The sequence below is a fragment of the Intestinibacillus massiliensis genome, assembly GCF_900155735.1.
In the GTDB taxonomy this organism is placed as follows: domain Bacteria; phylum Bacillota; class Clostridia; order Oscillospirales; family Butyricicoccaceae; genus Intestinibacillus; species Intestinibacillus massiliensis.
Map to the genome: position 1 here is coordinate 90,633 of NZ_LT707056.1, position 12,538 is coordinate 103,170.

Annotated in this window: 12 protein-coding genes; 6 read left to right on the top strand and 6 right to left on the bottom strand. The window is 62.5% G+C overall.

Features of this window, described 5'->3' with window-relative positions; genetic code table 11:
* Nucleotides 1–67: 67 nt before the first annotated feature.
* The 6 genes from eno to CZ203_RS05635 all read right to left on the bottom strand — a co-directional run bounded on the left by eno (nucleotide 68) and on the right by CZ203_RS05635 (nucleotide 6,820).
* Entirely contained in the window at nucleotides 68–1,378 is a 1,311-nt protein-coding gene (gene eno, locus CZ203_RS05610) for a phosphopyruvate hydratase (protein ID WP_087065174.1), read from the bottom strand.
* Nucleotides 1,379–1,440: 62 nt separating this feature from the next.
* Nucleotides 1,441–2,955, bottom strand: coding sequence for a 2,3-bisphosphoglycerate-independent phosphoglycerate mutase (gpmI, locus tag CZ203_RS05615; protein ID WP_087065175.1), 1,515 nt, complete (start codon nucleotides 2,953–2,955; stop codon nucleotides 1,441–1,443).
* 146 nt (nucleotides 2,956–3,101) lie between these two features.
* The gene (gene tpiA, locus CZ203_RS05620) at nucleotides 3,102–3,872 is read right to left on the bottom strand and encodes a triose-phosphate isomerase (RefSeq protein WP_087065176.1); all 771 of its coding nucleotides are present in this window, start codon (nucleotides 3,870–3,872) and stop codon (nucleotides 3,102–3,104) included.
* A gap of 110 nt (nucleotides 3,873–3,982) precedes the next feature.
* Nucleotides 3,983–5,173 carry a phosphoglycerate kinase gene (locus tag CZ203_RS05625; protein ID WP_087065177.1) on the bottom strand — a complete coding sequence of 397 codons (1,191 nt, stop codon included), beginning with the start codon at nucleotides 5,171–5,173 and terminating at the stop codon, nucleotides 3,983–3,985.
* Between the two features lie 244 nt (nucleotides 5,174–5,417).
* Nucleotides 5,418–6,299, bottom strand: coding sequence for a DegV family protein (locus CZ203_RS05630; protein ID WP_087065178.1), 882 nt, complete (start codon nucleotides 6,297–6,299; stop codon nucleotides 5,418–5,420).
* A 20-nt stretch (nucleotides 6,300–6,319) separates the two neighbouring features.
* Nucleotides 6,320–6,820, bottom strand: a complete 501-nt coding sequence (locus CZ203_RS05635; protein WP_087065179.1) for a tRNA (cytidine(34)-2'-O)-methyltransferase — start codon at nucleotides 6,818–6,820, stop codon at nucleotides 6,320–6,322.
* Nucleotides 6,821–7,134: 314 nt separating this feature from the next.
* On the opposite strand from CZ203_RS05635, the gene CZ203_RS05640 reads away from it, so the two are divergent.
* The 6 genes from CZ203_RS05640 to rbfA all read left to right on the top strand — a co-directional run bounded on the left by CZ203_RS05640 (nucleotide 7,135) and on the right by rbfA (nucleotide 12,535).
* Nucleotides 7,135–7,599 (top strand): ribosome maturation factor RimP, encoded by a 465-nt coding sequence (locus CZ203_RS05640; protein WP_087065180.1) that lies wholly within the window; start codon nucleotides 7,135–7,137, stop codon nucleotides 7,597–7,599.
* A gap of 69 nt (nucleotides 7,600–7,668) precedes the next feature.
* Complete coding sequence (nusA, locus tag CZ203_RS05645) at nucleotides 7,669–8,811, top strand: transcription termination factor NusA (RefSeq protein ID WP_087065181.1); 1,143 nt, start codon at nucleotides 7,669–7,671, stop codon at nucleotides 8,809–8,811.
* Nucleotides 8,812–8,836: 25 nt separating this feature from the next.
* On the top strand, nucleotides 8,837–9,115 hold the full coding sequence (rnpM, locus tag CZ203_RS05650) for an RNase P modulator RnpM (protein ID WP_087065182.1): 279 nt from the start codon (nucleotides 8,837–8,839) through the stop codon (nucleotides 9,113–9,115).
* Nucleotides 9,105–9,584: a L7Ae/L30e/S12e/Gadd45 family ribosomal protein gene (locus CZ203_RS05655; protein WP_159456385.1), complete on the top strand. Its 480-nt coding sequence runs from the start codon at nucleotides 9,105–9,107 to the stop codon at nucleotides 9,582–9,584. Before rnpM ends, CZ203_RS05655 begins: the two co-directional genes overlap by 11 nt.
* Nucleotides 9,585–9,643: 59 nt before the next feature.
* Nucleotides 9,644–11,971 carry a translation initiation factor IF-2 gene (gene infB, locus CZ203_RS05660; protein ID WP_087065184.1) on the top strand — a complete coding sequence of 776 codons (2,328 nt, stop codon included), beginning with the start codon at nucleotides 9,644–9,646 and terminating at the stop codon, nucleotides 11,969–11,971.
* A gap of 204 nt (nucleotides 11,972–12,175) precedes the next feature.
* The gene (rbfA, locus tag CZ203_RS05665; protein WP_087065185.1) at nucleotides 12,176–12,535 is read left to right on the top strand and encodes a 30S ribosome-binding factor RbfA; all 360 of its coding nucleotides are present in this window, start codon (nucleotides 12,176–12,178) and stop codon (nucleotides 12,533–12,535) included.
* The last annotated feature ends 3 nt before the right edge of the window (nucleotides 12,536–12,538 follow it).

Consider the following 12,538-nt stretch of genomic DNA (forward strand, 5'->3'; position numbering starts at 1 on the left):
CAGCACAAATTGCAAAACCGCTAAAAAAACCGCCTCCCCAAAAGGGAGGCGGTTTTGTATGCGCAAATTACTTGAGGTTGAACCAAGCGTCGCGGCCGAGGTACTGCGCGACATCGCCCAGCTCCTCTTCAATGCGGAGCAGCTGGTTGTACTTCGCGACACGGTCGGTACGGCTCGGCGCACCAGTCTTGATCTGGCCAGCGTTGAGCGCAACCGCCAGGTCGGCGATCGTGGTGTCGTCGGTCTCGCCGGAACGGTGGGAAACGACCGCGGTGTAGCCCGCGCGGTTCGCCATCTGGATCGCGTCCAGGGTCTCGGTCAGGGAGCCGATCTGGTTGACCTTGATCAGGATGGAGTTCGCAACGCCCAGGTCGATGCCCTTCTTCAGGCGGGTGGTATTGGTTACGAACAGGTCGTCGCCGACGAGCTGGATCTTGTCGCCCAGCGCCTTGGTCAGCATCTCCCAGCCTTCCCAGTCTTCCTCAGCCATGCCGTCCTCGAGGGAGATGATCGGGTACTTCTCCGCGAAGCCCTTCCACATCTTGACGAGCTGCTGCTGGGTCATCTTCTTGCCGGACTTCGGCTGGATATAGCACTTCTCCTCGTCGTTCCACCACTCGGAGGAAGCCGCGTCGATCGCGATCATGAAGTCGTCGCCCGGCTTGTAGCCAGCGTCCTCGATCGCCTGCACGATAACCTTGAGCGCGTCCTCATCCTTCTTCAGGTTCGGCGCGTAGCCGCCCTCGTCGCCGACGCCGGCGGCCGGGGTGCCGTTTTCCTTGAGGGTGCCCTTCAGCTTGTGGAATACCTCGGCGCACATGCGCAGCGCTTCACGGAAGGAAGGCGCGCCGACCGGCATGATCATGAATTCCTGGATCTCGACGTTGTTGGTCGCGTGCGCGCCGCCGTTGAGGATGTTCATCATCGGCACCGGCAGGACCTTGGCGTTGCAGCCGCCGATATAGTTGTAGAGCGGCATGCCCAGGGCTTCCGCAGCCGCCTTGGCGCAGGCCAGGGAGACGCCCAGGATCGCGTTCGCGCCCAGCTTGGTCTTGTTCGGGGTGCCGTCCAGCTCGATCATGGTCTTGTCGATCGCCTGCTGGTCGAGCACGTTCATGCCGATGATCTCTTCCGCGATCTCGCCGTTGACCGCGTCGACCGCCTTCAGGACGCCCTTGCCGAGATAACGCTCCTTGTCGCCGTCGCGCAGCTCGCAAGCCTCGAAAATACCGGTGGAAGCGCCGGACGGTACGGCAGCGCGGCCCATGTATGCGCCGGTGTCGCCCTCGACATAAACCTCGACCTCAACGGTCGGATTGCCACGGGAGTCCAGGATCTCGCGGCCTACTACGTCAACGATTTCAATGTAACCCTTCATGTGAAACAGCTCCTCTTTTATAATATAAAGTTTTTGCGTCAAATTAAACGGGCAACCGCCCCTTAGTGGACGATCAGGGATTCGCCGTCCATCTCCGCCGGCTGCGGGATGCCGAGCAGCTCCAGCATGGTCGGCGCGATATCCGCCAGGCGGCCCTTATGCAGCTTGCACGGGTGGCCGACGATGGTAAACGGCACCGGGTTGGTGGAATGCGCGGTAAACGGCGTCTTGCCGTCGGGCTCGAGCATCTGGTCCGCGTTGCCGTGGTCTGCGGTGATGAGCGACACGCCGCCCTTTGCCGCGATTGCGTCCACGACCTTGCCGACGCAGGCATCGACCGTCTCGACGGCCTTGACCGCCGCGGAGAACACGCCGGTGTGGCCGACCATATCACAGTTCGCGAAGTTCAGGATGATCACGTCGTACTTATCGGACGCGATGCGCGCCAGCACCTCTTCGGTGACTTCGGGCGCGCTCATCTCCGGCTGCAGGTCATAGGTCGCGACGGACGGCGACTTGATCAGCGCGCGGTCCTCGTTTTTATACTCGGTTTCCACGCCGCCGTTAAAGAAGAAGGTGACGTGGGCGTATTTTTCGGTTTCCGCAATGCGCAGCTGCGTCAGCCCCTGCTCCGCGAGCACCTCGCCGAAGGTGTTCTTGAGGGAGGTCGGCTTGAACGCCACATCGACCCCGGGCATGGTCTCGTCGTACTGCGTCATGCAGACATAGTGCACGCCGACCGGCTTCACGTCAAAGCCGTCAAACGCCGGGTCGACGATCGCGCGGGTGATCTCGCGGGCGCGGTCGGGGCGGAAGTTTGCGAAGATGACGCTGTCGCCCGGGCGTACATTGCCACCCTCGGTGACGATCACCGGCTCGATAAATTCGTCCGTAACGCCCTTGCCATAGGAGGCCTGCATCGCGTGCACCGGGTCGGGGTCGACCGGCGCGTCGCCGCGGACAATCGCGTTGTACGCCTTTTCGACGCGGTCCCAGCGCTTGTCGCGGTCCATCGCGAAGTAGCGCCCCTCGATCGTCGCAATGCAGCCGATCCCGATCTCGTCGAGCTTGGCCTGGAGCTGCTTGATATAGCCGAGGCCGGATTCCGGCGGGGTGTCGCGGCCGTCCATGAAGCAGTGCACGCAGACCTTCCACAGGCCGTTTGCCTTCGCCAGGTCGAGCAGGCCGAAAATGTGCTCGATGTGCGAATGCACGCCGCCGTCGGACAGCAGGCCGAAAATGTGCAGCGTGGGCTGCGCGTCGGTCTGGCAGTTGCGGACCGCGGCGAGCAGCGCCTCATTTTCGAAAAAGTCGCCGTCCTTGATGGACTTGGAGATACGGGTCAGTTCCTGGTAGACGATGCGGCCCGCGCCGATGTTGGTGTGGCCGACCTCGGAGTTGCCCATCTGCCCATCCGGCAGGCCGACGTCCAGGCCGGACGCGCCGAGCAGGGTGAACGGGTTCTCCTTGAATATCTTATCCAGGCGCGGGGTTTTGGCGGTCGCGATGGCGTTGCCCTTGCGGGCGCGGCGCTCGCCGAAACCGTCCATGATAATCAGTGCGAGAGGTTTTTTCATACTTTAGGATTCTCCTTCTCTTCAGAGCCGGCAAAAAAGGGGGACACAAAAGCTTGCCTTGCGTCCCCCTTCCTGCCGGTTGTACCCCGCGCCGTGGCGCGGGCTTGACGGGCCGGTTCCCGCTGCGGGGGAATCAGTCCAAAGAATTACTGGTTTGCCGCCTCGACGATCGCCGCAAAGTCCGGCGCCTTCAGGGACGCGCCACCGATCAGGCCGCCGTCGACGTCCGGCTGCGCGAGCAGCTCGGCCGCGTTCTTAGCGTTCATGGAACCGCCGTACTGGATGGTGATCGCACGGGCAGCGCGCGCGCCGTACAGCTCGCGCAGGCAGTCGCGGATCGCGGAGCAAACCTCGTTCGCCTGCTCGCTGGTCGCGGTCTTGCCGGTGCCGATCGCCCAGATCGGCTCGTAAGCGATGACAACCTTCTTGATGTCCTCTACCGCAACGCCCTTCAGCCCGATCTTGATCTGCTTGCGGATGACTTCCATCGTTACGTCCTGCTCGCGCTCGTCCAGGGACTCGCCGACGCACAGGATCGGGCGCAGGCCGTTTTCAATCGCAACCAGGACCTTCTTGTTGCAGGTCTCGTCGGTCTCGTTGAAGTACTGGCGGCGCTCGGAGTGGCCGATGATGACATACTTGACGCCCAGCTCCTTGAGCATGTCGGCGGAGATTTCGCCGGTGAAAGCGCCGGACTTCTCAAAGTGCATGTTCTCCGCGCCGATCGCGATCTTGGAGCCCTTGGCAGCCTTGACGGCGGTCTGGATGTCGGTAAACGGTACGCACAGCACCATTTCGCACCACTTGGTCTTGGAGAGCAGCGGCTTCATCTCCTCGATGAGGGCCTTGGCCTCGGACGGCGTCTTGTTCATCTTCCAGTTGCCAGCGATGATAGTCTTGCGATATCTGCGGTTCATTGGTTGTACCCCTTTCCTAGGTAGACGAATTATGTAGCTTCGTCGAACTTTGGTATTTTTTATTTTATAGGGGCGCTGGGCGCCCCATATAATCGATTTTACAAACGGTTTTACTTGTCCTGCAGGCAGGCGATGCCGGGCAGCTCCAGGCCTTCCAGGAACTCAAGGGACGCGCCGCCGCCGGTGGAGATATGGGTCATCTTGTCGGCGTAGCCCAGCTTCTCGACCGCGGCCGCGCTGTCGCCGCCGCCGATGATGGATACCGCGCCGGATTCCGCGATGGCCTTGGCGACCGCCTTGGTGCCGACCGCGAACGCGTCGAACTCGAACACGCCCATGGGGCCGTTCCAGATGACCGTGCCCGCGCCCTTGACCGCGTCGGAGAACAGCTCCACCGTCTTCGCGCCGATGTCGAGGCCCATCATGTTGTCCGGGATCTCGCCCGCGGTGAAGGTGACAGGCTCCGCGTCCGCCGCAAAGCGGTCGGCGCATACCGTGTCGACCGGCAGCAGGAGCTTTACGCCCTTGTCCGCGGCCTTCTTGACCAGCTCGTTGGCGAGATCAAGCTTATCCTCCTCGCACAGCGAGGTGCCGATCTTCTTGCCCTGCGCCTTCATGAAGGTATAGGCCATGCCGCCGCCGATGATGATGGTGTCGCACTTTTCGATCAGGTTGTTGATGACGCCGATCTTGTCGGAAACCTTGGCGCCGCCCAGGATGGCGACGAAGGGGCGCTTCGGGTCGTCGAGCGCCTTGCCCATGATGGAGATCTCCTTCTGGATCAGGAAGCCGCAGACGGCGGGCAGGTAGTCCGCGATGCCGGCCGTCGAGGCGTGCGCGCGGTGCGCGGTGCCGAAAGCGTCGTTTACGAAAATCTCAGCCATGGAAGCCAGTTCCTTGGCGAAGGCGGGGTCGTTCTTTTCCTCTTCCTTGTGGAAGCGGACGTTCTGGAGCAGCATGCATTCGCCCGGCTCCAGCCCGGCGGCCAGCTTCTTCGCGCTCTCGCCGATGACGTCGTCCGCCATCTTGACGTTGACGCCGAGCAGCTCGGTCAGGCGCTTGGCGACCGGCTCCAGGGAATACTTCATCTTGAACTCGCCCTTCGGGCGGCCGAGGTGGGAGCACAGGATGACCGCTGCGCGGCGGCCGAGCAGGTACTTGATGGTATCCAGCGCGGCGACGATGCGCTTGTCGTCCGTGATGTTGCCGTTTTCATCCTGCGGGACGTTGAAGTCACAGCGCACGATTACTTTCTTGCAACCTACGTCGATGTCTTCCACACTTTTCTTATTGTACTTCATATCGCAAATCTCCTTTAGTAGGATAAATTTTTAGCGGATTATGGTGCAATTGTGGTATCTGTTTGTGCAATGTGGCGGCCAGCCGCACCCTACTTCCAGATTTCCAATTCCAAATCAAAATTATACTTGGTTTTCCGCCATCTTTCAATAGAATTTCGGAAAAAAGTTGCACAAACGCCGGCTTTCCGGAAGATATTTTTATAGAAACGCGCCGGAACGGCCGTCCCAGTAGCCCCGCGGGCGGTCAAACGCCGTCCCGCGACGCGCCGTAATAGTAGGCCGCCAGCGCCAGCGGGCCGGTGTTTGTGATGACCGAAACGCCGATCGGCCAGCGCTCGACCGCGGCAAACCCGCACTCGCTGAGCAGCAGCCGTTCCAGCTCCTCGATGCGCGCCTCCGGCACGTCGCCATACAGCAGGCCGGCGGTCTGCTGCGCGGGGCTGACCGCGTTTTTCTTCACATGCGCCACCATCTTCGGGATCACGTTCTTGTCGCCGCGCACCTTATCCATGACGGTCACCGCGCCCGCGGAGACCAGGCTGATCGGCCGCAGGCCGAGCGCCTCGCCCACAAAGGCCGCGCCGCCCGAAATTCGCCCGGACTTCTTCAGGTGCTTGAGGCTGTACACGCCCAGCACGGCCTCGCAGCGCTTGAGCCGGCTGTGCACGACCGCGCGGATCGCCTCGAAGCTCTCGCCTTCCGCGCGCATGCGCGCGGCCTTCACCACAACATGGCCATATATATAGGTATAGGTTTCGGAATCGACCAGTTCGATCTCCATGCCCCGGCCATACTCGTCGTAAAACAGGTCGCGCGCGATGCAGGCCGACTGATAGCAGCCGGAACCCTTGCCGTTGATCATCACGCCGAGCACGTGGGTGCAGCCCCGCCCCCGCGCGGCGCGGTAGACCTCCATGAGCTGGCTCGGCGTGGTCTGCGCGGTCGTGGGGATCTCGTCGCTTCCCTCGAGCAGCTTCCAGTACTCCTGCGGCGTAATATCATAATATTCCTGGAAGGTGCGCCCGTTGTGCGTAATCGCGATCGGCACGATCTCGATGCCGTACTGTTCGCAAAGCGGGCGCGGGATATCGGCCGCGGAATCGGTGAATATATGTATCTTTTCCATGGTCCCTCCTCAAATATGCCTCACAGCGCGGGCGGCAGCCCGCCGGGGAACGCGCCCGCTTCCTGCAGCCCGGCAAACCCGGTCTGCCGCAGCGCCTCAAACACGGTCACCGCGACCGAGTTCGACAGGTTCAGGCTGCGCGCGCCCTCCCGCATCGGGATGCGCAGGCAGCGTTCCGGGTGCGCGGACAGCATCGGCTCGGGCAGGCCGCGCGTTTCCTTGCCGAAGACCAAGTAGTCCCCGTCGCGGAACCGTGCCTCGGTGTAGGCGCGGGGCGCCTTGGTGCTCAGGTAATAATAGGTCCCGCCGCCGTTCTGCTCCCAAAAAGCGTCCATGTCCGGGTAGATGCGGATGTCCAGCAGGTGCCAGTAATCCAGGCCGGCGCGCTTGAGGTGTTTGTCGTCGACCGAGAAGCCGAGCGGCTCCACTAGGTGGAGCACCGAACCGGTGGCCGCGCAGGTGCGCGCGATATTTCCGGTATTCTGCGGGATCTCAGGTTCGACCAATACGATATGAAACATGCGTCCTTCCCCTCTGCAGTGCATTAAACTCTATTGATTATAATATGCTATATTGTTGCACATTTCAAGCAAAATAATTCGTTTTACCCATTTTGTTTTTGCGAAAATCATAAGAATGGGAAGCGCCACCGCCCGGGCGGCCATCCGCGCCGCCTATTTGCCCGAAAATTTTCGAAATGCGCTAAAATTTGAAAAATCCCCTTGCCAAAGGTATTTTGAAGTGCTATACTGATTACATTAATGTAATGTATAAACTTTTTGGAGAGTGGGGCAACCCACTCTTTCTTGTTGCTTAGGGGTTTTTAGGAGGGACTATGCAGGCTAAGGATGTTGTCCGGCGCGTGGCCGAACTGGCCCTGCCGCTGTGCGAGGCGGCGGGCTGCACGCTGTGGGACGTGGAATTTGAAAAGGAAGGCGCGCAGTACATGCTGACCGTCACGGTCGACCGCGAGGGCGGCGTGGACCTCGACCACTGCGAAACCATCTCCCGCGCGCTCGACCCGCTGCTCGACGCGAAGGAGTTCGACGCGCTGCCCGCGTATACGCTGTGCGTCTCGTCCGCCGGGCTGGCGCGCAAGCTGAAAAAGCCCTCGCATTTCGAGGCCTACCTCGGCGCGGACGTCGAGCTGCGCTTTTACAAGCCCTGGGACGGCGCAAAGTCCGCGGAGGGCACGCTGGTCGCCTACGACGGGGGGCGCGTGACCGTCGAAATTGGCGGCAAGCAGACCGTGTTCGAGCCGGGCGACCTGGCGGACGTGCGGCTTGCCGTGCGGTTTTAAGCGCACCCGGCGCCTTACCATATATCATTAAACATCGTCTCACATATATTCAAGGAGTGGTTTGAAAAAATGAACGCAGAATTCTTTGCCGCCGTCGAGCAGCTCGAAAAAGAAAAAGGCATCCCGGCCGACTATATGCTCGACCGCGTCGGGCAGGCGCTGATCACCGCCTACAAGCGCGACAACGCCGGCATGACCGACAACGTCTATGTGGTCCCGGACCGCGAAAAAAAGGAAATCCGCATGTTTGTGCGCAAGACCGTCGTGGAGGACGTTTACGAGCCGTATGAGGAGCTGTCCCTCGACGAGGCGCGCGAATACAAGAAGAACGCCATGCTGGGCGACGTGATCGATATCGATATCCCGACCAAGTCCTTCGGCCGCATCGCCGCCCAGACCGCAAAGCAGGTCATCATCCAGGGCATCCGCGAGGCCGAGCGCGGCATGGTGCTGTCCGAGTTCACCTCCAAGGAACACGAGATCCTGACGGCGCTGGTCTCCCGTATCGACCCCCGCTCGGGCGCGGTCATCCTGGAGATCACCTCGCAAGGCGAGAAGACCGAAGCCGTGCTGTCCGCCTCCGAGCAGGTGCGCGGCGAAGCCCTCGTCGAGGGCCAGCGCGTCAAGGTCTATGTCATCGAGGTGCGCAAGGGGCAGCGCGGCCCGCAGGTGCTCATTTCCCGCACGCACCCCGGCCTAGTCAAGCGCCTGTTCGAGCTTGAGGTACCGGAAATCCACGACGGCGTGGTCGAGGTACGCTCGATCGCCCGCGAGGCCGGCAACCGCACCAAGATCGCCGTCATGTCGAACGACCCGAACGTCGACCCGATCGGCGCTTGCGTCGGCACGCGCGGCGCGCGCGTCGGCAACGTGGTCGACGAGCTGGGCGGCGAAAAGATCGACATCATCAAATGGTCGGACGACACTGCGGAATTCGTATCCGCCGCGCTTGCCCCGGCCGACGTCATTTCCGCCCATGTCGGCGCGGACGGCAAGAGCTGCCGCGTCATCGTGCCGGACGACCAGCTTTCCCTCGCCATCGGCAAAGAGGGGCAGAACGCCCGCCTCGCCGCCAAACTGACCGGCTGCAAGATCGATATCGCACCCGCCTCCCAGGCGGACGCCGCGCCCGCGGAAGCGGACGGCGAAGCGCCGCAGGCAGCGCCCGCGGTGGACCTGGACGCGGTGGCCGGCGATATCCTGGGCCTGTAAGAACATCTGACCAAAGGGGGACGTAATGCAGAAAAGAAAGATCCCGATGCGGCAATGCCTCGGCTGCCGCACGATGTTCCCGAAAAAAGAGCTGATCCGCGTGGTGCGCTCCCCCGAGGGCGCGATTGCGCTGGATTTCAAGGGGAAAGCCCCGGGACGCGGCGCGTATGTGTGCCACAGCGCGGAATGCCTCAGGAAGGCGCAGAAGAGCCGCGCGCTCGAACGCGCCTTCGGCGTGCCGGTGCCGGATGAAATTTACGATGCGCTTACCGCGCAGATGGAGGAGGGCGAAAATGGCGAATGACAGCGTATGCGGCCTGCTTGGGCTCGCCCTGCGCGCCTCGCGCCTGGCCGTCGGGGACGACCCCGTACACGACCTGCTCGGCGCGGGCAAGGCGCGCGCCGTCTTCCTTGCCTCGGACGCGGGCGCGGGCATTGTGAAGAAGATCGCCCGCAAGACGCAGGAAGCCGGCGTCCCGCTGCTCACCCTGTCCGAAACCCGCGCCGAACTCGGCGGCGCGCTCGGCCGCGCCTCCTGTGCGGTGTGCGCGACGGGCGACATCGGCTTTGCGGCCTCGGCGGCCAAAAAGCTGGCGCCCCTGTCTGAGGACAACGCCGCGGCCGCTGCCCTGCTCGGCAAGAAGAACACGCGCATCCAGGAGCGCCGCGCCAAGCCCAAAAAGCACCGCACGGGCGGTGGCGGCCCCGTCACCTACATCGACATCGAAGAGGACGATTACGAGCGCCGCTTCGGCAAGCGCGATAAAAAATAAACGGCCGGGCCTTTGCGCCCGATGCAAGATACCACGAACAGAAAGGTGGAACATACCGCATGGCAATTGATAATAAGTACCGTGTCCATGAAGTAGCAAAGGATTTTGGCAAGAGCACGAAGGAGATCAGCGATATCCTGACGCTTTTCGGCAAAACCCCGAAGAACCATATGCAGGTGCTCGAACCCGACGAGCTGGATTTTATCTTTGAGTACCTGACCGCGCACAACCCGGTGGCGAACATCGAGGAAGTGCTCGAAAAGCAGCAGGCCGCCCGCCCCGCAGCCGCCCCGCAGGCCGTCGCGCCGGCGAAGAAGGACGCGCCGCAGGCAAAGGCCGCCGACGGCAAGCCCGCGCAGGGCGATGGGGACGACGCCTCCCAGCCGACCAAGGTCAAGCAGGTGCACCGCATCGACACCCGCGGCAGCGGCGACGTCAACCTCGCGAAGTACGACGACCACGTCGACGCGCTGGTCACCGAAAAGGCCGAGCGCATGGGCGCCGCGGGCAAAAAGCAGAAGCTGACCAAGAAGGCCGACCTGCGCGCCAAGCCCTTCGGCTCCAAGCGCCGCCAGGAGGAGCAGGAAAAGATGCGCCGCCTGCAGCGCCAGCAGCAGATGGCCGCGGCCAAGAAGGTACAGCTCAAGGTCATGATCCCCGACGAGATCAACGTCGGCGATTTCGCGCAGCGCATGAAGCGCACCGCATCCGATGTCATCAAGGAGCTGATGAAGCTCGGCGTCATGGCCTCGATCTCCGAAACGATCGACTTTGACACCGCGGCGCTCGTCGCGGAGGAAATGGGCGCCAAGGTCGAGCACGAGGTGCACGTCACCATCGAGGAGCGCCTGTTCGACGAGTCCGAGGACAAGGCGGAAGACCTTGTGCCGCGCGACCCGGTCGTCGTCGTCATGGGCCACGTCGACCACGGCAAGACCTCCCTGCTCGACGCGATCCGCAAGACCAAGGTCACCGAGGGCGAGGCCGGCGGCATCACGCAGCACATCGGCGCATACCGCGTACAGATCGACGGCAAGCCGATCACCTTCCTCGACACCCCGGGCCACGCCGCGTTTACCTCCATGCGTGCGCGCGGCGCGCAGGTCACGGATATCGCGATCCTGGTCGTCGCCGCGGACGACGGCATCATGCCGCAGACCATCGAGGCGATCAACCACGCCAAGGCGGCCGGCGTGCCGATCATCGTCGCGGTCAACAAGATCGACAAGGAAGGCGCGAACCCCGACCGCATCATGCAGCAGCTCACCGAATACGGCCTCGTGCCCGAGGAATGGGGCGGCGAGACGATCGTCTGCCAGATTTCCGCGAAATACGGCAAGGGCCTCGACAACCTGCTCGAAATGGTGCTGCTGACCGCCGAGGTGCAGGATCTCAAGGCCAACCCGAAGCGCCAGGCAAAGGGCACCGTCATCGAAGCCAAGCTCGACAAGGGCCGCGGCCCGGTCGCAACCGTGCTCATCCAGAACGGCACCCTGCACGCTGGCGACGTCATCATCGCGGGCACCGCGGTCGGCCGCGTGCGCGCCATGACGAACGACGACGGCATCAAGCTCGAGGACGCGGGTCCGTCCGTCCCGGTCGAGATCATCGGCCTGGCCGAGGTGCCGGGCGCGGGCGATATCTTCTACGCCGTAGACGACGAGAAGATGGCGCGCCAGCTCGTAGAGCAGCGTAAGGAAAAGGAAAAGGAAGAGCGCAACAAGTCCTTCCACAAGGTCACGCTCGACAACCTCTTCGATTCCATCCAGCAGGGCGAAATGAAGGAGCTTGGCATCATCGTCAAGGCCGACGTACAGGGCTCGGTCGAGGCGGTCAAGACCAGCCTCGAGAAGCTCTCGAACGACGAGGTGCGCGTGCGCGTCATCCACGGCGGCGTCGGCGCGATCAACGAGACCGACGTCATGCTGGCGGACGCCTCCGGCGCGATCATCGTCGGCTTCAACGTCCGTCCCGACCGCGCGGCGGCCGAGCAGGCCGGCATGCACGGCGTCGACATGCGCATGTACCGCATCATCTACGACTGCATCGAGGAGATGGAGCAGGCCATGAAGGGCATGCTCGAGCCGAAGTTCAAGGAATCCGTCCTCGGCCACGCGGAAGTGCGCCAGGTGTTCAAGATCACCGGCGCGGGCGCGGTCGCGGGCTGCTACGTGCAGGACGGCAAGATCCAGCGCAGCGCGCAGGTGCGCGTCGTGCGCGACGGCATCGTCTTCCACGAGGGCGTGCTCAATACCCTCAAGCGCTTCAAGGACGACGTCAAGGAGGTCGCATCCGGCTACGAATGCGGCATGAGCATCGAAAACTACAACGATATCAAGGAAAACGATATCATCGAGTGCTTTATCATGGAAGAAATCCAGGCCTAAGGGCGAACGCCCCCTTTTGGCCCCACTGGGGCTTCCTGCATAGCTCGGTCGGGGATTTGCCGCGCGCCTACGGGCGCGCGCCCTTCCTTGCCCTGCGGGCACATAATTCCCGGGCGTGCGGTGCACACTATTCTCCCAATCGGCGTACCGGGATATCCCCCTATACGCTAGTTTACTGTCCTCTGCAAAGGAGGTTTTTACCCTATGTCTACCCGTATTGACCGTATTTCCGAGGAGGTCATGAAGGCGCTCGCGGAGTGCATCCGCACGCTCAAGGACCCCCGCGTATCCGGCGGCCTGGTCTCGGTCACCCGCTGCGAAGTGACGGGCGACCTGCGCTACGCCAAGGCCTATATCTCCGTCCTCGGCTCCGAGGACGACGCAAAGGCCGTCATGCGCGGCCTGAAATCCGCCTCCGGCTACCTGCGCCGCGAGGTGGCGCACAAGGTGCAGCTCCGCTACGCGCCCGAGCTCCAGTTCCATCTGGATCAATCGATCGTACACGGCGCGCACATTTCCGAGCTGCTCCACAAGCTGGAAGATCATCCCGATAAGGAGGGCTAAAAG